Here is a 22,231-nt window from a genome sequence, read left to right on the forward strand (position 1 = left end):
TTCGCACGCTTAAATTTTAATGGAGTATACCCTCATGACATATCACATTACGCTGACGGACCCGATGAACGGTACCCGGGATCGCGAACCGATTACGTTTATTCTCCCGGAGAAGCTGCAGGAGCCGCTGTGGTGGGCGATTACCGACGAGGATGCGCGGATCCTGTGCCAGCGTCTTGAGCAGGAGTCGTCGGCAAGCCGTACCGCTTTTATCGCGACGGTCAGCTTCAGCGGTACCCTCAAGATGCGGCTTGACCGCCCGCTCACGGCGGCTGAAGTCAGTGAAATCGCCGGTATCCACCGGCTGCCTGGCCGGGAAAAGGACTGTTTTGTCCGTCTCAACACCGGCTGCTTCGATCTGGAAATGTGTCGGGGAACCGCCCAGGGCGTCGGTGCATCCAAGTGGGGGCTGCGCCATTTTCGCGCGCTGCAGGATAACGTCGAGCTGCTTCCTTCCGGAAATAACGCCATTGGCGGGTTCTACGGCCCGTTTTTTACCCCGGAAAATGGGCTGATAAACCCGCCGGAGCACACCCTCGTTGATATTGAGATCCTCGAGGAAGGCCCGGTCTATCATCACTACCGCATGCGCGGCGCGATCCCCGACGGATTATTACCGGAGCTGCGCGGTAAACGTTTCTCCATCGACTGGAAATTTAGCTGGAACACGCCCTGGTTTCAGCGGCGCTACTGCGTAGATGATTTCTCAACGGTGATTAACGGCCGTTCGGTGACCAACAAGATCACCGTCGGCGACGAATTTGAGAGCGGTCCGGGAAAACTGCTGTTCGATCGCTTCGCGGCGTACGGCGGCACCCGCTATCGCGCGGGCGACCCCTATGCCGAAGAGCTGGTCGCCATGGTGGCCAATACCGTCACCACCTCGGAAAACCAGAGCCCGAAATTTACCGAATTCCGCGAACAGCTCGCCGATATGGCCTCCGCCCACTGGGATCTCTACTGGCGGATGTTCTGCCGCTGGGAGAATGTGCTCGATGAGGCGGAGATTCGCGAACGGCTGAGCAAGGTTCGCGCCCGGGCGCATCGCAGAGCCGATCTCACCGAGCGGGAATGGCTGCTGACCGATTCGCCCGTTGACGTTTCCGCCGTCGCGGATGAAACCATCTTTCCCGGGCCGGCCAGTAAAACCGTCGAGTATGATTCAGCGAGCGGCCGGGCGATGATCTGGTGGACCTCCCGCCCCTCCGGCGCGTTTCAGATAGTCCAGCGCCGCCAGTCCGGATGGGTTAACTGGGGCAGCAACGGCGAAAACGAGTGTCCGGAGCTCCCCGTCGGCGTCGATATCAAGACCGCCTGCGGACGTTTTGCCGAAAACTGGATGCAGGTAGCCGATCGTCTGGAAACCCCGCCGGTGGTCGCGGTGAGCCAGGGAGAAAAGCCATGATCCTCTGCTGCGGAGAAGCCCTCATCGACATGCTGCCCTGTCGGAGCCGCGAGAATGCCCCCGCCTTTACTCCCTGTGTTGGCGGGGCGGCGTTCAATACCGCCGTCGCCCTGGGTCGCCAGGGGATGGCGGTCGCGCTGTTTTCCGGTTTATCGGACGATTTTATGGGTGACATGCTGCGCCACACGCTTGACGCCTCCGGCGTGGATTATTCGCCCTCAACCCGCGCGCCGCTGCCCACCACCCTCGCCTTCGTCAGGCTGGTAGGCGGTCAGGCCCGCTATACCTTTTACGATGAGAATAGCGCCGGTCGAATGCTGACTGAAAACGACCTGCCGACGCTCGGGGATGACGTCTCCGCCGTTCTGTTCGGCTGCATCAGCCTGATCGCCGAACCGTGCGGCAGCGTTTATGAAGCGCTGATGGTAAGGGAAGCGCCGCGTCGGGTGATGTTCCTCGACCCTAATATTCGTGAAATTTTCATCCCGGACCGGCAGAAACACCTGGCGCGCATGAGGCGCATGATTACGCTGGCGGATATCGTCAAGCTTTCCGATGAGGACCTCGCTTGGTTTGCCGAGCCCGGCGAAGAGCATGAGGTGATAGGCCGCTGGCTGGCGCTGGGGCCGAAGCTTATCGTGGTCACCCGCGGCGCTGACGGCGCTGATGCCTGGACCGCTGATTTTCATCTGCATGTGCCCGCTATTCGCGTAGCGGTGGCCGATACCGTCGGCGCGGGCGATACGGTGAATGCCGGTATTCTCGCCAGCCTCTCGCAGGCCGGGCTCCTGGAGAAGGATAAACTGGTGACACTGTCACGCGAGCAGGTTCGCCAGGCGGTGCAACTGGGGATGCGCGCCGCCGCGGTGACGGTTTCCAGGCCGGGCGCTAACCCGCCCTGGGATCATGAACTCTGAAGACAGCGGACGCCCTGTCAGCAACCGACAGCCATATGAGGGTCTGAAACAGCGTTTATTGACGGACCCTTATCCTGATTTATGTCGTATATGATTTGAGTCCCAATTATTGAATGAAAGCTAAACCAGCTTCATTTATTCATGGGTTATTGCCGACTAATCCATTAATATCAGCTAATTAGATCGTCATTCAGTTTCTGTCGATCGCGTTAACAGACATCAGGGACAGGACGTCAATAATGAAAAACAATCCATGGTTCGTGCGTTTGCGTAATACCTCTATTCCGCAGCATAAGCTGCGTCCGGCGAAATGGCTGGCGCTGATTGCCCTGCTGCTGCTGCTGGCGCAGTTGACGATAGAGTTTTTACTCTTAGCATAAGGACAATAAAATCGGCTGTAGGTGTTCAAATTCGCAAGCGCCGATAAGATTAAACTCAAGTTTAATTCGTGATAAGCATCTCAGTTTATCAACAACGGCTAGACAGAAAGAACGCAGGCGTGCTAGTAATTAATTCAAGCAAGGGAACGGATTTAAATTAAACACCATTTAAACCCTACCCGTCAGGCTGAAAAATTAATTGATAATGGTTTGGATTGCTGAACGATTATCAAAAGGGTAAGTGAATCGAAGGCCCTCAGAGACGAAAGTCTCTGAGGGCCTTTTTTGTTTTTTCTATCTCAGGAGTCAAAAATGTCTAAAGAACGTCGTCTCTCTCGCATTTTCGCAAAAGATGGTAAATCCGTCACGCTGGCGCTGGATGGCTACTATTTTTCAAGCAAAACAAATGGTATTGATAATACGATAAATCAGCTTCCGGCCCTTGTTGAAAGCGGCCTGGACTGCGCGCTGGTCACTTATGGCATGTTGAAAAATTTCCGCGAAGTTTTCAATTGCGTTCCCGTTGTATTACGCGTCGATAGCACAGTGAATATTTTTGATAATACCGTTCCCGATACGACTCCCGTCTTTTCCATTGAGGATGCGCTGAAAGTGGCTGCGGAAGGCGTGGTGTGCATGACCTTCCCCGGCGCGTTCAATGAAGAGAAAACGCACATCATGGCGATGCAGCTGGCGCAGGCCGCCGATCGCTGGAACGTGCCGCTGATCGTGGAATCCCTGCCGTACGGCTATCCCGTGACCAGCGACGACTCCAACAACCCGGCCGTTATCGCCGCCTCGGCCCGCATCGCCGTTGAGCTGGGGGCTGACGTGATCAAAACCCGCTTTACCGGTACCGAAGATGACCGGCTTATCGTCGAAGCAGCCGGCGTGCCGGTACTCGCGCTGGGCGGCCCGAAAACCGGCATCGACGGTTATTTTAAATTTGTGCAGCACTGTATGCAGGTGGGTGCAAAAGGCGTGGCGGTGGGCCGCAATATTACTCAGGACCCACAGCCGGCAAAAGTAGTAGCAGGTCTGAACGCCATCATCCATGAAAATGCCACAGCGGAAGATGCCTACAGCCTCTACATGGCTAAATAACATCGGATATTAATATGTTCTTAAATAACACCATCATTCCTTCCGTCAGAAAATATAAACATTTTGAACAGGCGCTGGCCTGCGCATCAGAATACGTACTGCTATCCGAAGCAAATATCGGCAACCTGCAATCGCTGATTGGCAAATGCCATCAGCGCGGCAAAAAAGTGCTTATTCACCTGGAGCTACTGGGCGGTTTTAAACCCGACCAGGCGGGGATCAGTCTGCTCAAAAATTACTACAAGGTTGATGGTGTTATTTCGTCCAATCTCTCGGCCCTACGCTATGCCAAAAAAGAGGGATTGTTAACTATCTTCCGGGTATTGCTCATCGACTCGCGTTCGCTGGATCACTCTATCGATATTGTTAAGCATAACCCGCCAGATGCTATTGAAATCTTACCTGCTGAATATGCCTGCCAGTGTCTGGAATTGATTAGCCGGAATTTAAAAGGCTTTGACGTGATATTCATCGCCGGAGGCTTTGTAAAGCGGAAATACCTTGTAGATAAAATTTTCCATGCCGGATTTAAAGGCATTACCACCAGCGAACCCGGTTTATGGTAACGCATAAGGAATCCACGTCAATGAAACAACACTACGTCATGGGCATTGATAACGGCGGCACCGTCACAAAAGCGGCGATTTACGATCGCGCCGGCAACGTGGTGGCCAGCGCGTCGAAGTCAACGCAAATGCTGACCCCGAAGGAATTTCACACCGAGCGAGATATCAACGAACTCTGGGCGGCCAACGTTGAAGTCATCAAAACGGCCCTCGCGCAGTCGGGGATCGACGCCAGCCAGATCAAAGGAGTGGCGGTCACCGGCCACGGAAACGGGCTGTATATGGTGGATGAAACGGGCGCCCCGGTGCGCAACGGGATCATTTCCACCGATAGCCGGGCTAAGGCCTGGGTTGAAAAGTGGTACCGCGACCCGACGTTTGTCAGCGACATTTTGCCCAAAACTATGCAGTCTATCTGGGCCGGGCAGCCCGTCGCCCTCCTCGCCTGGCTGAAAGACAACGAGCCTGAAGCGCTGAACAACGCGCGCTACATATTCATGGTCAAAGATCTGATTCGTTTTTATCTGACCGGAGAAGCCTTTCTCGAACTTACCGATATCTCAGGGACTAACCTGATCAACGTCCGCGACCGCGACTATGACGCCTCGCTGCTGGCCTGGTGGGGGCTCGGCGATCTGCGCGACAAGCTTCCGCCCATTAAACGATCCACCGATTGCTGCGGCTACATTACCGACGACGTCGCGCAGCTAACCGGTTTGTGTGCCGGAACGCCGGTCTCGGGCGGCGTGTTTGATATCTCGGCGTCATCCGTCGCTTCCGGCATCAATACGCTGGATAAGCTGGCGATTATTACCGGCACCTGGAGCATCAACGAATACGTGACCGACCATCCGGTTATCGACCGGGATCTCTTTATGACCTCGATTTATCCGATTGAGGGCAAATGGTTAATTACCGAGGCCAGCCCCACATCCGCCAGTAATCTGGAGTGGTTTATCAATAACTTTATGGAAGGCGATCGCACCGCCGCCGCGGCGCAGGGATCGTCAGTCTACGATCTGTGCAATGATCTGGTCTCCACGACAACGCCCGCCGAGAGCCACCTGCTGTTCTTCCCGTTTGTCTTCGGCTCCAACACCATCCCGGACGCCTCCGCGGGGTTTATCGGCCTGAACAGCTTCCATAAAAAAGCGCATTTTCTGCGCGCTATCTACGAGGGGGTCGCCTTCAGCCACCTTTATCACACCGAACGTCTGCGTAGCATCAACCCTGATCTAAGCCGCACCATTCGGATTGCGGGCGGCGTCACTAACTCTGTGGTCTGGCTGCAGATATTCGCCGATATTTTCCAGTCCACTCTGGAGATTGTCGACGTGAAAGAGCACGGCACCCTGGGCACCGCGATGACCGCCGCGGTCATGGTTGGCTGGTTTGATGACGTCTTTGCCGCCTCAAATGAGATGGTTCACGTTTCGCGAACGGTCACGCCGAACCCGGACAATAACAAGGTCTATCAGGATAAGTATCAGCTCTACAAAAATCTGCTATCGGAAATGCAGTCTCCGTGGAAAAGCTGCAGTAACTACATCACGCATTAAGCGAGGAAAGTATGGATCTGAATTTACACCACCGCACGGCTATCGTCACCGGCGGCGCAACGGGACTGGGCAAAGAGTTTGTCCTTTCCCTCGCCAGAGAAGGAGTCAACATCTGCTTCACCTATATGCGTGATGAGGAGCGCCCGGAGCAGCTGATCGATACGGTAAAAAATAGCGCCAGCGTCGAGATTATTGCGGTGAAAACCGATCTTTCCGATGAGCAAAGCCGGGAGAATCTGTTCGCGACCTGCATTGAGCGGCTGGGGAACGCCGATATTCTGGTCAACAACGCCGGGATCTGGCTAAGCGGCTACGTCACTGAAATCACCCAGCAGGAGTGGGACAGCGTGATGAACGTCAACCTGAAGGCGGTTTTCCACCTGAGCCAGCTGTTTGTCAACCACTGCCTGGCGAAAGATCAGGCCGGCAGCATTCTGAATATCACTTCTCAGGCGGCCTTCCACGGTTCGACCACCGGTCATGCGCATTACGCGGCCAGTAAAGCGGGCCTGGTGGCATTTTCTATCTCGCTGGCGCGCGAGGTGGCGAAACAGAAAATCAATGTCAACAACATCGCCGTCGGCATTATGGATACCGCGATGATCCGTAAAAACATTGAGCAGAATCCTGACTATTACGTCAGCCGTATTCCGGTGGGCCGGGTAGCCCAGCCGCACGAAATTGCCGACATCGGCGTCTTCATGGTCTCTCCGAAAACCAGCTATATGACGGGAGCGACTCTGGATGTCACCGGCGGTATGTTGATGCGTTAATTTATGGAGAATCATTATGAAATGTCTGGCAATTGCCGATCTGTTTATCAATGCAGCGATGATGGACGCGGGTCTGAAAGCGCTGAAAGATAAAGGTATTACAGTGGAAGTGCGCGAATGGTCGCACGATTCGATTGAAAAACTTCAGGAGGATAATTTACGGGTTGAACAGCAAGGCTCCGAAGCGGTGGCGCTGCCTGCCGCCCTGCTTCAGGGCGCTGAGGAGGTTGAGATCCTGATCGTCCAGTTCGCCCCGGTTAACGCGGCGGTATTCGACAAGCTGCCAAAGCTTAAATACGTTGGCGTGCTGCGCGGCGGCATTGAAAACGTTAATCAGGCGGAGGCCAAAGCGCGCGGAGTTGAGGTAATGAACACGCCGGGGCGTAATGCCCGCAGCGTGGCGGAGTTTACCGTCGGCATGATTCTGGCGGAAATGCGCAACATCGCCCGCTCGCACGATGCGCTGCGCGATAAGTTCTGGCGCAAAGAGAGTCCTAACCACCGGGCCATTCCTGAACTGGGCGGCAAAGTGGTGGGTCTGGTCGGGCTGGGGCATATCGCTCAGCTGGTGGCCGGCTTCCTGCGCGGTTTCGGCAGCGAGATTATCTTTTACGATAAGTACGTCCCCGGCCATGACAGCTATGAAAAGGTGGATTCTCTCGATGAGCTGGTTCGCCGTGCGGATGTGATTTCGCTGCATGCCCGCATGACCCCGGAAACGGAAAACCTGATTAACGCGCATCATTTTGAATTAATGAAAGAGAGCGCCATTATCGTCAATACCGCACGCTCCGGCTTAATTAATGAAGGCGATCTGATCGCCGCGCTGCGGGACGGTAAAATCATGGGCGCCGCCCTCGACACTTTTGATGATGAGCCGCTGCCGGACGATAGCGCGTTTTATTCGCTGAATAACGTCACGATGACGCCGCATATTGCCGGCAGTACTATTGATGCCTTCAGCAATTCGCCGAAGATTTTTTCTGAGATATTGCTGAAGCAACTCGATTAAATATTAAAAGAGCCGCTTAAGGTTTTTGCTACGGCCCATTGGGCACGGGTTCGCTCGCGCCCAATTCGGCCGCCTTTTAAGGAAATATTATGGATATTATCAACAGCATTATTAGTCTGGGGGCATCAGTGATGATGCCAGTAATATTCTTTATTATCGCCCTGTGCTTCGGCGTTAAAATTGGCACCGCATTTAAAGCCGGAATGCTGGTCGGTATCGGTTTTGAAGGGGTGGGGCTGGTGATCGGCCTGCTCTTGACCAACCTCGGCCCGGCGTCGCAGGCCATGGTTGAACGCATCGGTCTGCACCTGACGGTGGTCGATACCGGCTGGCCGACCGCCTCCACTATCGGCTGGGGCTCGCCGCTGATGCTGCCGGTGGTCGTGGGATTTATTGTTATCAACATCGCCATGCTGCTGCTTAAATTAACCAAAACGGTAAATATCGATATATTCAACTACTGGATTTTCCTGATTATGGGGTCGGTCGTGTATGCCGGCACCGGTAACTACTGGCTCTCCGTTGGCATTACCTTCGGCATATTTATCTTAACCCTGCTGGCGGCGGATTTAACCGCACCGTATTTGCAAAAAAACTATAATCTTAAAGGGATATCATTCCCCCATCTTACCTGTATAACCTATGTGCCGTTTGGTATTGCCTGTAACTATATTATTGATAAGATCCCGCTGATCAATAAAATTAATTTCGACCCGGAAAGTATTAATAAAAAATTCGGCGTCTTCGGTGAACCGCTGACCCTGGGCTTCGTGCTGGGGCTGCTGCTGGCCTTCCTTGCCGGATACGATGTTGCAGCTGCGGTGTCGCTGGCGATTAAAGTTTCCGCCGCCATGCTGCTGCTGCCGAAAATGATCGAAATTTTAGTGCAGGGTCTGCTTATCGTGCGCGATGCTGCGGAAGCGAAGCTGAAAGCGAAATTTCCCAACCGCGACTTCTATATCGGCATGGATACCGCGCTGCTTATTGGCGAACCCTCGGTGCTGGCGACCGGGCTGCTGCTGATCCCCATGGCGGTGGTGCTGGCGATTATTCTGCCGGGCAACCGCGTGCTGCCGTTTGTCGATCTGGCCTCCCTGATGTTCCTGCTGGCGATGGTGACGCCGTTCTGCAAACGTAATATGTTCCGCATGTTTATCACCGGCACGCTGGTGGTCACCTGTATTTTATACGTCGGGACGGATATTTCGCAGGAATACACCCAGGCGGCGGTCAACTCTAACATTCCGGTGCCGGAAGGGATGGCGGAAATCACCAATATCGTGGGCGGAGCCACCACCCCGGTGGGCTGGCTGGCGGTGAAATTCGGCGAGTTTTTCAGTACCGCGCCGTAAACGCCCTCTTTTCTCACTCAGCCCGGCGCGGGAAACGGCGCCGGGCTTTTTCGTCTTGCCCTGCGTTCAAGCACAAAAAAATGCCTGCCAGGAGGGTAAGCTGGCAGGCATGGTTCAATAAAAAGCGTTGTTTTAGAACTGGTAGGTTATGCCCACGGCAACGATGTTATCGGTGCTGATGCTGGCATCTTTGGTGAACCTGGTGTCATCCAGCAGGTTGATTTTATAGTCCACATAGGTAGACATGTTTTTATTGAAGTAGTAAGTCGCGCCGACATCAACGTATTCAACCAGATCCTGGTCGCCGTAGCGTCCCAGATCTTTGCCTTTTGATTTCAGGTAGGCGATGGACGGACGCAGGCCAAAATCGAACTGATACTGGGCCACAACTTCAAAGTTCTGCGCGGTATTGGCGATATAGCCTTTACCAAACTTCGTCATGTTGCGGGTTTCCGCATAGGTTGTCGCCAGGTAGACGTTATTAGCATCGTACTTCAGACCGGCCGCCCACACTTCCGCTTTTTCGCCACGGGCGTAGAAGTCAGGATTCACGCGACCTTGCCTGACCTGCGCATCGGTGCGATCGGATGCCGCATAGGCCGCGCCTACGCCAAATCCTTCGTACTCATAGGTCGAGGCCAGACCCCAGCCGTCGCCATGCTGTTTCGCCAGATCGCGACCGTTGCCCTCTTCTTTGCCCTGGTACTGTACGGCGACGTTCAGGCCGTCAACCAGGCCGAAGAAACCGCTGTTACGGTAGGTGGCAACGCCGGTGGTACGCGCGGTGGCGAAGACATCGGTCTGGGTCCAGGTATCGCCGCCAAACTCCGGTAGCATATCGGTCCAGGCGCCAATATCATAGGCGACGCCGTAGTTACGGCCGTAGTCCAGAGAGCCAAATTCGCCAAACTTGAGGCCGGCAAACGCGAGACGCGTTTTGTCGCCGGAGTTGTCGCCTTCAACGTTATTGGCGCTGAAGTTATATTCCCACTGGCCGTAGCCGATCAGCTGGTCGTTGATCTGGGTTTCACCCTTGAAGCCCAGACGGGCATAGGTCTGATCGCCATCCTCGGACTTATCGCTGGAGAAATAATGCAGGCCGGTCACTTTCCCGTAGAGGTCGAGTTTGTTTCCGTCCTTGTTATACACCTCAGCTGCCTGCACGGTTCCTGCAGCAAGAAGTGTAGAGACGGCCACTGTTAGTAATTTTAATTTCATATTATTTCGTCCCTAACTATTAATAAAATATCAAATCTCAGATACCTTCTGAGCAAGACTATTATGCGATAATTCGCAAAGAGACCTGAAATTAAAAGTTCCAGTTTTTTAGACCAAATACCATAACTGTGACGACAACAGCGGTTGTTAATTGATGTACATCAATCATTCACTGCTTACGTTGGCAAATATTCTGAATCGCGCCTTACGCAACCCAGAGATGCAGAAGGTTTGACTAAAACAGATGAATTATCATAAGGAAATTCTAATGATTAGATAAATTAAAGATTGCAGTTTGTTAAAAACAATAAAATTCAATGAGTTATAATTAAAAAAACCAATCATTAATGCTTATCCATAAAGGTATTGATTCCCCTGCTCGGCTATTAATGAGTATATTCCGATCCTTCCCGGAAGATAAATTATAGTACCGAAATGACCACATTTCTTTATTGAAGATTCTTTACAAAAACCGTAAAAATTATAGCATAGTGGTTTAAGATGTGTTTAACACTTCCGTGAAAGGGATATCGTCACACCTATTTCAGGGGATAAGTTTAACTATGAATAAATACTATGAATAAATAGAGCCAGGAGCTTGTCACCAGTTTGATAAGCCGCTGACGCGCCGGGAATGGCTTATCTGTATCGGGGGTAAAAAGAAGCTGGCGCGGGCTGCTCCCCGCGCAATGCCTGGATTACAGGGTAAAACCGCCATCACCCACTTGCGCACGGGCGTACCACTTCATTAGCTCGGCGGTTCCCGGCGCGTTTTCAGCTGGCGCCCACGGGGCCGCATTTTGCTCAGAAACCGGCTGGTAACCACCGTATTTAACCTCAAAAATTACGCCGCCTTTATCCATCGACAGCACGGCATGCCAGGTACCCGCCGCCATCTCCAGCACCTTACACTCTTCGCCTAACACCACGCGCTCGGTCACGTTGCCAGCATCATCAAAGGTCAACACCACAAAGCGTCCGCTAAGGGATGTCAGTAGTTCAAAAGTGTGCGGGTGGCGGTGAGGCCGAACATAGGTACCCGGCTCCATAGCGACGGCCAGGCGTTGCACCGGATCGCTTAAGTCAGGGTGGAAATTACGATGGGCACGTAGGCGAGGCGAAGCTGCAGCCTGTTCGCTTTGTTGCCGAAGGTCACTCAACGTCATTTGTTTCATATAAGCCTTTATTGTAGTTGGGCAGCTTACGACAATCAGGTTGTCGTAAGGCTTAATGCTATTTTCAACAGACGATTAGCTTCGCCGCTCGCGGAACACATCGCTGTGCGGATTATAGACGCTGATGCCGCGGTCCCAAAGCGCCAGAAATGACGAGAACAGAATCGTGGTGGGGTTCCGTTGTCCCCCGCTCGCCTCTTGAGGTAAGGCATGGCATTGATGACATGAAAAAGAGTCACTTTGTGAGTGCGCTCCTTAACAGTCGTGGCAGGTGGAAAAATAAGATGAAAGCGCGAAGATAAAGGTATAGCCACGCATGCAGGTGAAGCAATTAATCCGGCGTAAATTTATCGAGCAGCGAAAAAGCGTGTAAATAATTAGACAGCGCCAGTAGCGCATGAAATGAGTTAAAGCCGAACTTCTCAATTAATCTTCTTTTATAGCTGCTGTAGGCCTTGGGCGAAATGCCGAGCAGCTCTGGGTAATCTTTTGCCAGTACGGTAAATTTCATAATAAAAATATACTGAAATTCTCTCTCTGTTAACGTGATGTCCTCTCCGACAGGGATGCCATCAGTCACTCTGGCGATAATACTGGCGATATGTGCGGTGCGCCTTTTGTTTATCAAACAAATAATATTACCTTCAACCCGAAAACAAACAAAATTCTTTTTCATTTCAAAGCTGTTTATCAAAAAATGAAACTGCGCGCAGCTGCTGGATGCGTACTTTGTTAAGCACAAATCGACCAGATTCGCCTTTCTGACCGCTTTTATGTCGTTTATTTTCAGACGCATGGCTTTTTTAAAAAAATGATTATGGCTGAAAATAGTTAACATTCCTTTCCCTCATGAAAGTGCAATCATCCTTTATAGAAATGCGTATAATAGGCGCCATGGGGATATACCCATGAGTGAAGTGGGTGAATTATAAGTTTGTTTAATATTTATTGTCCAGACGAGTGAATTTCAGAAAAATCCCTGCGAAATGTAAACCATGGGATTTTCACTGGCCCGGAGACAGCACTCATCCCCACGCTTACTTTAGGATTTTTCTTACCAGGCATCGGTTAAAGAGAAAGTAGCAGCATATAACTCTGCGATAAATATGACATTTAACGAATAACATTGAAAAATTCAATTTATCAACAGATAAAACCATTAGCGGTGGTATTGCGCGTAAACCGAAGCGCATGCGCTCGCTGACTTCCGGGCATTTGTTTGCCCTTCGTTTAAGTCTGCGCCAGGCAGCGACCCGGCGCGACTCAGTTTATGAACGGTTTCTGGCCAGCAGAATAATAATGAAGAGTCCGCCGATGCCGGCCGTAATGATCCCGATAGGCAGCTCCTGCGGAGCCAGCAGCGTCCTGCTGACGATATCACCGCCGCACAGTAGCACCGCGCCCCACAGGCCGCATAAAGGAAGCAGCAGCAGATGTTTTACGCCAGAAAAATAGCGGCACATATGCGGCACCATCAGGCCGATAAAGCCAATCACCCCGGTCAGGGCCACCAGCAGCGACGTTGCTAACGCGCAGCAGAAAAACACCTCCATGCGCAGGCGGGTAACGTTAATGCCCAGCGACTGCGCGGTCTGCTCACCGGCCAGTAAACCATCCAGGGAGCGCCAGCGCAGGAGTATGAATGCGCCGAGAAGCAGCAGACTGAACAGGGCGTAGGGCAAATTATCCCAGCGCGCCAGACCGAGCCCACCCAGCGACCAGAACAGCACCGAGCTGGCGGCCCGCTGGTCGCCAGAGAAAATCAGATAGCTGGTCAGCGCGCCGAATAAAAAGGAGATCGCCAACCCGCAGATCACCAGGTGCTCTGCGCCACGCTGCTTTTTAAAATGAAACAGCAGCATCACCGCCACCGCCGAGCAGATGCCGCCAACGAATGCCGACACCGGCAGCGTCAGCGCGCCAAGCCGCTCACCGAATCGGGTGATTACCAGTACCGCTCCCGCCGATGCGCCGGAGGAAAGCCCGAATAAAAAAGGATCGGCCAGATCGTTGCGCGTGGTGGTCTGCAGTAGACCGCCCACGATGGCCAGCACCGCGCCCGCCAGCACCGCCAGCAGCGTTCTTGGCACGCGCAAATCAATGACAATACGTCCGATCATCTCCGAAACCGGCACATCCAGCAGCCGCAAGGCGCCGAGAACCTGGGTAAGCGACAGCGGCACGCTGCCTTTAGCCACGCTGAGCAGCATCAAGCCGGCTAAAGGCAGCGCCCCCCACGCGGCCCAGTAGTAGCGACAGTGAGTCCCGCTCATTGGTGGGCCGCAGGATACATCGCATGAGCCAGCTTTTCGGCCGCGTTGATATTCGCCGGGCCGGGCGTCAACTCAGCATATTGCAGCTTCAGATAACGCTGCTGCTTCACCGCCGGCGTCTGTTTCATTAACGGATGATTTTCGAGGAAACGGCGCAGCGAATCAGCGCCGCTGCCGGTCTGATAATCGAGAAGAATAATAAAATCGGGTTCCGCCGTCGCCACGCTCTCCCAGGAGGTGGTCCCCCAGCTCATCTCCAGGTCGTCCATCACGTTTTTCCCTCCCGCCGCTTCGATAATCGCGGTCGGCATGGCGTACCGTCCGCTGGTAAAGGGCTTATCTTCGCCGGAATCATAGACAAACACCTTTAATGGCTGCACGCCCTGCGGCGGCTTAGGCAGCGCATTCAGCGTTTTTTTCCAGCCGTCGACCAGCGTACGGGCCTCGGGCTGCTTGCCAAAAATCTTACCCAGCGTCAGCTCATCGTTATACAGCAGGTCCATACTCGCTTTTTGTTTCTGAGAGGCGGTAAAGACGCAGCTCTCGCTCAGCACAAAGGTTTTGATGCCGTATGTTTCGAGCGCGGAAGGCGTGACCTCCCCGCCAACCTTCATGCCGTAATTCCAGCCGGCGAAAAAGAAATCAGGATTTGCCGCCAGCAGCGTCTCCAGAGAGGGATATTTCGGCGCCAGCTCGGGAATTGATCCCATATGATGTTTAAATTCCGGGGTCATTTTGTACCATCCGGTAATGCCGGTTAAGCCAACGATACGGTCCTGCAACCCGAGAGCAAAAGCCATTTCAGACATATTAAGGTCGTGGATGACCGCTCTTTTCGGCGCCTGAGTGAAGGTCACCGGCGTTCCGCAGCTGTCAATCGTGACGGGAAAATCCGCCGCGTTCGCCGCTGAAATAAAAAGAAACGCCATCGTCCCTGCAAACCATTTATTCATGCTGCGTTCTCCTCCGGAAATTTATCAGGCATAGCCTGGCACCTCAAAAATCCGCAGCGCCTTCCCGGTCATGGGATGCGGTACGGTAAAGCTGGTCAAGCCGAAGACCGGGTAAAGCCGTTGTGAAACAAGCACGCGCTCCGGCACATCCCAGGCCACGGCGCGCCCTTGCGATAAAAGCAAAACCCGATCGGCAAAGGCGTCAATCAGGGAAAGATCGTGCAATACCGCAACGACCGTGATTCCCTGGCTTTTCACTAATGACAGCAGCTCCACTCTGCCGTGGGGATCAAGATGGTTGGTGGGCTCATCCAGCAGCAGCAGTTTTGGTGCCTGGGCCAGTACCCGCGCCAGCGCCGCCCGCTGTCTCTCACCACCGGATAATGCGGAGAGCGGTCGCTTACGCAGCCTCTGCAATCCCGTATCGTTAATCGCGCGGGTTACAATGATGTCGTGTTCGCGACGCGACATATCCCGGGCGTGGGGAATCCGCCCGAGGGCGACATAATCCTCAAGCGCCAGACGCAGGTCGGGGGTATCATTCTGCGCAAGCACCGCGATCTGCCGGGCTCGCTGCTGCCGGGTTAATGCGGCAATGGAGCGGCCATATAACCGAACGTCGCCCTCCCGGGACGGCAGTTGGCAATCTATCGCGCGTAATAAAGAGGTTTTCCCGCTGCCGTTGGGTCCAATGATGGCCAGACACTCTCCTTTACCGGCGCTGAAATGAATGCCGGCGAGAATTTCCCCGCCGCCGGGCCGCGGTAATGATGCGATACTGACGCTAAGTACGGGAACATCGGCTTTTCCACTCTTTGTCAAACTCTCCTCCATTAGCCGCCGCTCCCTCTCTCTTCAGCGTGGATGAGCGAAACACGCGCTCTTTTGATTTTTGATCGGCTGGTAATGATGATAATCATTATCATTTAAAAAGAAAGGTAAATAGTCACATATTTTATAATGCCATAAATGTTATGATATAACATATCAAAAAAGAAGTGAGAAATGCAACCCGCGCTGCCGTCATGCCAAAGAGAAGCGACAAAACCGCGGGGAGTTGTTCTAATAGCAGGACAGTGCTCCCTTGCAGCAAACTCAGTGAATGTGAACAGGAAACGTCAGGATGAAAACGGTAGAGTTTTTGCTTTACACCCTTAAACCGGGGACCGGGAACGAGTTTCACCGGATAATGAAGGAACAAAGCGCCCCCTGCCATCGCGCCGCCGGAATGGATATCGTCTCCTTCGGCAATTCAGTTGATGACAACGACGCTTATTACCTGATCCGGGCCTATGAGGACCTGACGCATTTAAACGCATCCCAGGCGCACTTCTACAGCAGCCCCGCCTGGCGCGAAGGCCCGCGACAGGCCATTATCGACAGGATCAGCGTCAGCGTAAAAACGGTTATGCTGCTGAGCGACAGCGCGATTGATGGCCTGCGAAACGGCTGACCCTCCAGGGCCGCTGGCGTGGTCTGTGCCTGCCTCCGACGCCACCGTTAGTTCTGATTCAACGACTCAAGAAAGCCCTGGGGCGTCGTGTCGCCCAGCTTTTTTTGTGCCCGCCCCCGGTTCCACAGCGCGCACAGCCGCTGCAGCGTCGCGTCCGGCTCATCCAGCGCCGGAATAACGTCAGCTAATCGTTCGCTGAGCTGTACCGCCCCGCGCTCCGCCATCGCCACCGTCCGGCAAGAGAGATCCGCGCGCGCGGGCTGAAAGCCTTTATGAGCATAAGTCTCAAGGCATTGTATACGAACCGGACAGGCATTCAGCGCCTCGGTCAGCCAGCTATCGACCAGCGCGGGAGAGATCCCGCAATAGATGCGGCCAAAGCACCAGCCGCTGATCGGCTCCTGCGCCCAGAGCAGATGATGTTCACCGCCGTCGTCCATCGACAGCGCCAGCTGGCGATAGTGCAGCGTCAGGGTATCCGCGCGCATTCCCGCCTTTAACGCTTTTTTCCCCTGCAGCGCGGCATTTTTCCGTCCTTCATGGGCCGGACGTAGATAGCGGTTTAGCGTGGCGCGGGAGATTGCGATGCCCAGCCCCGCATTCACCATAAACAGCAGTTCGTCCAGCGGGGCGCGCAGCGCATCCCGGAGGGCGTTAATGAGAATCTCCTGCTCTTGTCTCAGTACTTTGTGTATCAAATGCGGCGTGGTGTGGTTATCGGAAATCTGGCTGCGGTTGCGCCAGCGGCGAACCGTAGTAATGGAAATCCCCAGTTCCTGCGCCAGTTCCCGGTCGCTTTTCGTCGATTCCTGAAGATATTTACGCGTTCTGGGGGTGGTGGTGGCATTAGCGTGCAGCTTAATTTCCATACAATCCTCTACAGAAAATATAACTAATCATATGAGATATATATTATTGCAGAGAATACAATGTGAACCGCTTCACCTTTCAGCCCACCGCTTTCTCTCATAATCCGCCATAGATAACACACACAGCCCTGTCGATCTTGTACGGAGTTCACAATGAACAATGTTCTGGGATTTCTTGAAGCCAAACTGATGCCTCTGGCGGCGAAAACCGCCCAGCAGCGTCACCTCGGTGCTATTCGCGGCGCCTACGTTTCATTCATGCCTTTTATTATTGTCGGTTCAATTCTGCTGGTGATCTCGTCGTTCCCCAATCAGAGCTACCAGCAGTTTATGGCCAGCACCTTCGGCGCGAGCTGGAGCGCAATTATCGAAATCCCGTTCAACGCGGTATTTTCCACAATGTCGCTGTTTATCAGCTTCCTGGTGGCCTACCGTCTGGCGGAGCACTACGGCGATGACCGCATCTCCTGCGGCATCCTCTCACTGGTGGGGTTTCTGATCCTCACGCCGTTCATTAAGGTCGCTGAAAACGGCGGCATCACGGTGATCCCCGTAGAGTGGATCGGCACCAAAGGTTTATTCGTCGCCATGATCGGTTCGCTGCTGTGGACCGAACTCTTCTGCTGGCTAAAACGCAAAAAGCTGGTGATTAAGATGCCGGACGGCGTTCCGCCCGCCGTGCAGGAGTCTTTCGCCGCGCTGATCCCGGCGCTGCTGGTGATGATTCTGATCCTGGCGATTCGCATCGGGTTTGCGCACACGCACTACGCCACCATCCACCAGTTTATTTATGAAGTCGTCGCCTCGCCGGTACGCCATTATGGTACCTCCTACTTCGGCGCGCTGATGACCGTTTTCAGCATTACCATTCTCTGGTCGGTCGGCATTAACTCCGGTTCGATGATCAACGGCATCATTCGTCCGCTGTGGATGGAAAATCAGACCGACAACATCGCCGCTATCCAGGCCGGCGTCACCCCGCCGCACATTATCACCGAGCAGTTCTTCGATATGATCTGGATGGGCGGCGCAGGCGCAACGCTGTCGCTGGTGATAGCGATGCTGATTTTCGCCCGCAGCAAAAATATGCGCGAAGTTGCCCGCCTCGGCGCCGGCGCCTCCATTTTTAATATCAATGAGCCTATCCTCTTTGGCCTGCCGGTGATCATGAACCCGATCATGCTGATTCCGTTTAACCTCGTGCCGCTGGTGCTGGTCACGGTGCAGTACGCGGCGATGAAGATCGGCGCGGTGGCCGTCACCACCGGCGTCTTTATCCCCTGGACGCTGCCGCCGGTGATCAGCGGTTTTATCGTCACCGGGCATCTTAGCGGCAGCGTGATGCAGATCCTCAATTTGCTGATTGGCGCCATGCTGTACCTGCCCTTCATGCGCATCGTCGATAAGCAGTATCGCGCGGCGGAAGTCACCGCCCGTGCTGAAACGGACAACACGCTTGCAAAACAGGAGTAAACCAATGTGGGGAATGATTGCCACCTGGCGAATGGCGCTGGAAGGCGTAACCGAAGCCGCGGCGGCGCTGGCATCCGGCGCTGATACCGCCAGCGCCGTGGTCAATGCGGTGGCGGCGGTAGAAGATTTTCCGCTGTACAAATCGGTGGGCTACGGCGGCCTGCCGACGGAAAACGGCGAGGTCGAGCTGGATGCCGCCTTTATGCATGGCGATACCCTGGCCTTCGGCGCGGTCGGTAATCTGGTTGATATTGCCAACCCGGTGAAAGTCGCCCACGCCCTGAGCCGTCAGCGCTACAACAGTCTGCTGGTCGGCCAGGGCGCCAGAGAGTGGGCCATAAGCCAGGGATTCGCCGCTAAAGCGATGCTGACCGAACGCGCGATGCAGCATTACCGGAAGCGCTGTCGCGAAACGCTGGATAAAGGCCTCAGTCCTTACGACGGTCATGATACCGTGGGCATTATTGGCCTTGATAAACAGGGTTCCATGAGCGTTGCCACCTCCACCAGCGGCCTGTTTATGAAAAAGCGCGGACGGCTGGGCGATTCGCCGATTATTGGCTCCGGTTTCTACTGCGATAGCGAGACCGGCGCCGCCACGGCGACCGGCGTCGGTGAAGATCTGATGAAAGGCTGCACCAGCTACGAAATCGTCCGGCGAATGGCCCAGGGAATGACGCCGCAGCAGGCGGCGGACTCGGTGGTCTGCGAGCTGGAAGACAAACTGATGTCGCGCTTTGGCCGCGCGGGCGACCTTTCGGTAGTGTGCATGAACCGGCGCGGCGAATTCGGCGCCGCCACCAATATCAAAACCTTCTCCTTTGTCGTCGCCAGCGCGACGCAGCCGCTGACCGTGTTCTGCGCCGAGCGCGTTCGGGAGAAAACCCATTACCGGCCGGTGGACGACGAATGGATGCAGGCCTATGCCGCACGCATTCGCGCCCCCATCGAGGAGTAAGCCATGCTGGATTATCGTCTGATTAATCAACTGGATAGCGCCTGCACCGGCGCGCATCTGGTGACCTGGCCCGGCAGTACGCTGCTGGCCCAGGCCCCGCTCAATGCCGTTCCCCTGCTCGCGGAAATGGTGGAACAGGCCGTCCGCGGCGAGGTGGCGGATACCCGCTTCGGCTGCTCCCCCTTCGCCCGCATCACCCTCATTCCGCGACCGCTGTGGCAGGATACGCTGAACGATGGCCTGGCCGAGGCGCTGCGGCCGCTATGCAAAAAGCCGGTGAGCGAAACGCTTATCCTCGACGCTTCGCTGGAAGAGAGCAGCGGCGCGTTAACCAAAGCGCTGCGCGAACTGTTTAACCTCGACTGGCAGCTTGATGATTTGGGCCTGCATCAGGTGAAAGCCGCCAGGCCACGCCTGCGCCAGCTCGCCCTCTATGCCTTACCCGAACAGCGGTCGGCGCTGGACACCCTCGCCCATCGTCAACGGGCCACGGCGCACGGCATGCTCGCCGCGCGGCGGCTGGCGGATCTGCCTGCGGAGCAGTGTACCCCGCAGTACGTGGTGGAAGAAGCCCGGCTTCTGTGCGCGGATATCTCCACGCTGCGCTGCGAAGTTCTGGATGAAAAAGCGATCGTCGAACAAGGGCTCGGCCTGCTGCATGCGGTGGGTAAAGGCGCTGAACGCCCGCCGCGCCTGCTGGCGATTCATTATGATGGCGTCAGCGAGGGCCCGGTTCGCTGCTACGTCGGTAAAGGCGTCACCTTTGATACCGGCGGACTGTGGCTCAAGGAAGGCGCCGGGATGTACACCATGAAGTACGATATGTGCGGCGCGGCCAACGTCCTTGGCCTGATGCTGAGCATCGCCGAGCTGGCGCTACCGGTGCGGGTAATGGGCGTACTGGCGCTGGCGGAAAACGCTATTGGCCCCGCCGCCATGCAGCCGGGCAGCGTCGCCCGGGCCTGTAATGGCCTGACGGTAGAGATCAATAATACCGACGCTGAAGGCCGTCTGGTGCTTTCCGATGCCATTGCCTGGGCGAGCCAGCGGCATCCGCAGGCGCACTATATTATTGATATTGCGACCCTTACCGGCGCGGTAGTTAAGGCGCTGGGTTACGATTTGAGCGGCTTGATGACGCAAAGCGACGCGCTGCGGGCGGGGTTAACCCGGGCAGGAATAAAAAGCGGGGATGAGGTCTGGTCGCTGCCGCTGGATAGCAGGCTGAAGAAGCAGACCGAAAGCGCAATCGCCGACCTGTGCAATACGCCCGGCAATAATGCGGCCATCAGCGCCTCCGCCGCCTGGCTTTTGCACCATTTTTGCCCGCCGGAGATCCCCTGGGCGCATCTCGACGTCAGCGGCACGGCGCTGTGGCGCGAAGGCGGTAAAAGCGTCGCTTCCGGCCGGCCAATTCCGCTACTGATTCAGCATCTGCTCGACGATATTGAAGAGAGTTAACACCCTCCCCGGAGGCGATGCTGCGCATCTGTCCGGGCTTGTATGATTACTCCATCAGAAAGAACCGGCCAGTTCTCTCTGATGGCGGTCCGGATGCCGTGTCCGGGCTTAGGCTTTCGCGCCTGTTCCGTAGATCCTTTGCACCGGACCGCCGTTCTTTCTCATGTGATAAACCGGACAGTATCATGGACCGGCTTTCACCGGTAACCCGTATTTGCAAGGTTGGTTTCACTATGGAAAATGAACTCCACTTCATCGGTATTGATGTCGCCAAAGCTAAACTGGATGTCGACATTCTTCGCCCTGATGGCCGGCATCGTTGTAAAAAATTTGATAATACCCTCTCCGGACACGAAGCGCTGGTCCGCTGGCTTCGCGGCCATGACGTGAACCGTGCCCATGTCTGCATGGAGTCCACCAGCACCTACATGGAAGACGCGGCCGCGCATCTGAGTGATGCCGGGTATACCGTGTCCATCATCAACCCCGCCCTCAGTAAAGCTTTCGCACAGAGTGAGGGGTTGCGCAGTAAAACTGACAAAGTGGACGCCCGTATGCTGGCTCACTTCTGCCGGGAAAAACGCCCGTCAGCCTGGGAGGCCCCTCATCCGACAGAGCGGGCACTGAAAGCCCTGGTGTTAAGGCATCAGGCGCTGACAGAGATGCAGACGCAGGAGAAAAACCGGCGGGAAACCGCGCCGGAGGTTCAACTGGCCAGCATTGATATCCTGCTGGGATGTCTGAGCGCGGAGCTGACGCGTATCGAAAAACAGATAAAAGACCTGACGGATAACGACCCGGATATGAAACGACGGCGGAAGCTGCTGAACAGTATCCCGGGCATCGGGGAGAAAACAGCGGCGGTTCTGCTGGCGTATACGGGCCTGAAGCTGAAGTTCGGTACAGCGCGGCAGTTCGCGGCGTATGCGGGACTGACGCCGGTGCAGCATGAGTCGGGCAGCAGCGTGATGCGGGCGAGCCGGATGAGCAAAGCGGGGCCGGTTCAACTGCGCAAGGCGTTATACATGCCGGCATTATCGGCGCTGTACCATACGGCGTGGGGAAAAGCGTTCAGGAAAAGGCTGGAAGAGAGCGGAAAGCGGGCAAAAGTCATCATAGGGGCGATGATGCGAAAGCTGGCGCAGGTGGCGTACGGTGTACTGAAGTCAGGAAAGGCGTTCGATGCGTCACAGCATGGTTGTTGATAGCGTAAGAAAGAGTGCCGGATTAAACGACAGCACCGGATGGCGCTGTCGTTGTTGTGCCTGTCATCCGGGAGCCGGAAAAGGTGACAGTAGTTAAAAGAGTTGCAGGCGTTCACAGTATCTAC

The 22,231-nt window shown here is 54.9% G+C and carries 21 protein-coding genes; 14 read left to right on the plus strand and 7 right to left on the minus strand.

The window, feature by feature from the left end; translation table 11 throughout:
• Nucleotides 1-34: 34 nt before the first annotated feature.
• The 9 genes from HMPREF1144_RS07125 (at nucleotide 35) to HMPREF1144_RS07160 (ending at nucleotide 9,068) form a co-directional block, all read left to right on the plus strand.
• Nucleotides 35-1,405: a hypothetical protein gene (locus tag HMPREF1144_RS07125; RefSeq protein ID WP_009652166.1), complete on the plus strand. Its 1,371-nt coding sequence runs from the start codon at nucleotides 35-37 to the stop codon at nucleotides 1,403-1,405.
• Nucleotides 1,402-2,322: a carbohydrate kinase family protein gene (locus tag HMPREF1144_RS07130; protein WP_009652256.1), complete on the plus strand. Its 921-nt coding sequence runs from the start codon at nucleotides 1,402-1,404 to the stop codon at nucleotides 2,320-2,322. The genes HMPREF1144_RS07125 and HMPREF1144_RS07130 overlap by 4 nt, the downstream gene beginning before the upstream one ends.
• A 239-nt stretch (nucleotides 2,323-2,561) precedes the next feature.
• Complete coding sequence (locus HMPREF1144_RS33210) at nucleotides 2,562-2,702, plus strand: hypothetical protein (RefSeq protein WP_004851064.1); 141 nt, start codon at nucleotides 2,562-2,564, stop codon at nucleotides 2,700-2,702.
• 312 nt (nucleotides 2,703-3,014) lie between these two features.
• The gene (locus HMPREF1144_RS07135; protein ID WP_004851066.1) at nucleotides 3,015-3,806 is read left to right on the plus strand and encodes a class I fructose-bisphosphate aldolase; all 792 of its coding nucleotides are present in this window, start codon (nucleotides 3,015-3,017) and stop codon (nucleotides 3,804-3,806) included.
• A 14-nt stretch (nucleotides 3,807-3,820) separates the two neighbouring features.
• Complete coding sequence (locus HMPREF1144_RS07140) at nucleotides 3,821-4,372, plus strand: glycerol-3-phosphate responsive antiterminator (protein WP_004851068.1); 552 nt, start codon at nucleotides 3,821-3,823, stop codon at nucleotides 4,370-4,372.
• Nucleotides 4,373-4,392: 20 nt separating this feature from the next.
• Nucleotides 4,393-5,931 (plus strand): FGGY-family carbohydrate kinase, encoded by a 1,539-nt coding sequence (locus HMPREF1144_RS07145; RefSeq protein ID WP_004851069.1) that lies wholly within the window; start codon nucleotides 4,393-4,395, stop codon nucleotides 5,929-5,931.
• Between the two features lie 11 nt (nucleotides 5,932-5,942).
• Complete coding sequence (locus HMPREF1144_RS07150) at nucleotides 5,943-6,704, plus strand: SDR family NAD(P)-dependent oxidoreductase (RefSeq protein WP_009652231.1); 762 nt, start codon at nucleotides 5,943-5,945, stop codon at nucleotides 6,702-6,704.
• Nucleotides 6,705-6,720: 16 nt separating this feature from the next.
• The gene (locus HMPREF1144_RS07155; protein ID WP_009652161.1) at nucleotides 6,721-7,716 is read left to right on the plus strand and encodes a 2-hydroxyacid dehydrogenase; all 996 of its coding nucleotides are present in this window, start codon (nucleotides 6,721-6,723) and stop codon (nucleotides 7,714-7,716) included.
• A gap of 89 nt (nucleotides 7,717-7,805) precedes the next feature.
• Nucleotides 7,806-9,068: a PTS galactitol transporter subunit IIC gene (locus HMPREF1144_RS07160; RefSeq protein ID WP_009652285.1), complete on the plus strand. Its 1,263-nt coding sequence runs from the start codon at nucleotides 7,806-7,808 to the stop codon at nucleotides 9,066-9,068.
• A gap of 132 nt (nucleotides 9,069-9,200) precedes the next feature.
• Here the strand turns inward: HMPREF1144_RS07160 and ompC are convergent, their stop codons facing one another.
• From ompC to HMPREF1144_RS07190, 6 genes are all read right to left on the minus strand, one after another.
• Nucleotides 9,201-10,286, minus strand: a complete 1,086-nt coding sequence (ompC, locus tag HMPREF1144_RS07165) for a porin OmpC (protein WP_009652139.1) — start codon at nucleotides 10,284-10,286, stop codon at nucleotides 9,201-9,203.
• Nucleotides 10,287-10,984: 698 nt separating this feature from the next.
• Nucleotides 10,985-11,461 (minus strand): WbuC family cupin fold metalloprotein, encoded by a 477-nt coding sequence (locus HMPREF1144_RS07170; RefSeq protein ID WP_042927173.1) that lies wholly within the window; start codon nucleotides 11,459-11,461, stop codon nucleotides 10,985-10,987.
• Nucleotides 11,462-11,792: 331 nt separating this feature from the next.
• Nucleotides 11,793-12,299 carry a hypothetical protein gene (locus HMPREF1144_RS07175; RefSeq protein ID WP_004851081.1) on the minus strand — a complete coding sequence of 169 codons (507 nt, stop codon included), beginning with the start codon at nucleotides 12,297-12,299 and terminating at the stop codon, nucleotides 11,793-11,795.
• 430 nt (nucleotides 12,300-12,729) lie between these two features.
• Nucleotides 12,730-13,734, minus strand: coding sequence for a FecCD family ABC transporter permease (locus HMPREF1144_RS07180; protein ID WP_042927175.1), 1,005 nt, complete (start codon nucleotides 13,732-13,734; stop codon nucleotides 12,730-12,732).
• Nucleotides 13,731-14,687 (minus strand): ABC transporter substrate-binding protein, encoded by a 957-nt coding sequence (locus HMPREF1144_RS07185; RefSeq protein WP_009652144.1) that lies wholly within the window; start codon nucleotides 14,685-14,687, stop codon nucleotides 13,731-13,733. Before HMPREF1144_RS07185 ends, HMPREF1144_RS07180 begins: the two co-directional genes overlap by 4 nt.
• 24 nt (nucleotides 14,688-14,711) lie before the next feature.
• The gene (locus HMPREF1144_RS07190; protein ID WP_009652253.1) at nucleotides 14,712-15,521 is read right to left on the minus strand and encodes an ABC transporter ATP-binding protein; all 810 of its coding nucleotides are present in this window, start codon (nucleotides 15,519-15,521) and stop codon (nucleotides 14,712-14,714) included.
• 289 nt (nucleotides 15,522-15,810) lie between these two features.
• Here HMPREF1144_RS07190 and HMPREF1144_RS07195 point away from each other — a divergent pair, with 289 nt between their 5' ends.
• Entirely contained in the window at nucleotides 15,811-16,140 is a 330-nt protein-coding gene (locus tag HMPREF1144_RS07195) for an NIPSNAP family protein (protein WP_004851091.1), read from the plus strand.
• A gap of 47 nt (nucleotides 16,141-16,187) precedes the next feature.
• Here the strand turns inward: HMPREF1144_RS07195 and HMPREF1144_RS07200 are convergent, their stop codons facing one another.
• Nucleotides 16,188-17,009, minus strand: coding sequence for a hypothetical protein (locus HMPREF1144_RS07200; protein WP_004851093.1), 822 nt, complete (start codon nucleotides 17,007-17,009; stop codon nucleotides 16,188-16,190).
• A 153-nt stretch (nucleotides 17,010-17,162) separates the two neighbouring features.
• Between HMPREF1144_RS07200 and celB the strand changes: the two genes are divergently transcribed.
• The 4 genes from celB to HMPREF1144_RS07220 all read left to right on the plus strand — a co-directional run bounded on the left by celB (nucleotide 17,163) and on the right by HMPREF1144_RS07220 (nucleotide 22,106).
• Entirely contained in the window at nucleotides 17,163-18,482 is a 1,320-nt protein-coding gene (gene celB, locus HMPREF1144_RS07205; protein WP_004851095.1) for a PTS cellobiose transporter subunit IIC, read from the plus strand.
• Between the two features lie 4 nt (nucleotides 18,483-18,486).
• Complete coding sequence (locus HMPREF1144_RS07210; protein WP_009652191.1) at nucleotides 18,487-19,440, plus strand: N(4)-(beta-N-acetylglucosaminyl)-L-asparaginase; 954 nt, start codon at nucleotides 18,487-18,489, stop codon at nucleotides 19,438-19,440.
• Between the two features lie 3 nt (nucleotides 19,441-19,443).
• A complete protein-coding gene (locus tag HMPREF1144_RS07215; RefSeq protein WP_009652155.1) occupies nucleotides 19,444-20,901 on the plus strand; it encodes a leucyl aminopeptidase family protein in 1,458 nt (485 codons plus the stop codon).
• A 233-nt stretch (nucleotides 20,902-21,134) separates the two neighbouring features.
• Complete coding sequence (locus tag HMPREF1144_RS07220) at nucleotides 21,135-22,106, plus strand: IS110 family transposase (RefSeq protein WP_009651684.1); 972 nt, start codon at nucleotides 21,135-21,137, stop codon at nucleotides 22,104-22,106.
• The last annotated feature ends 125 nt before the right edge of the window (nucleotides 22,107-22,231 follow it).

It is taken from the genome of Klebsiella sp. OBRC7 (assembly GCF_000293135.1).
GTDB classification, from domain to species: domain Bacteria; phylum Pseudomonadota; class Gammaproteobacteria; order Enterobacterales; family Enterobacteriaceae; genus Klebsiella; species Klebsiella michiganensis.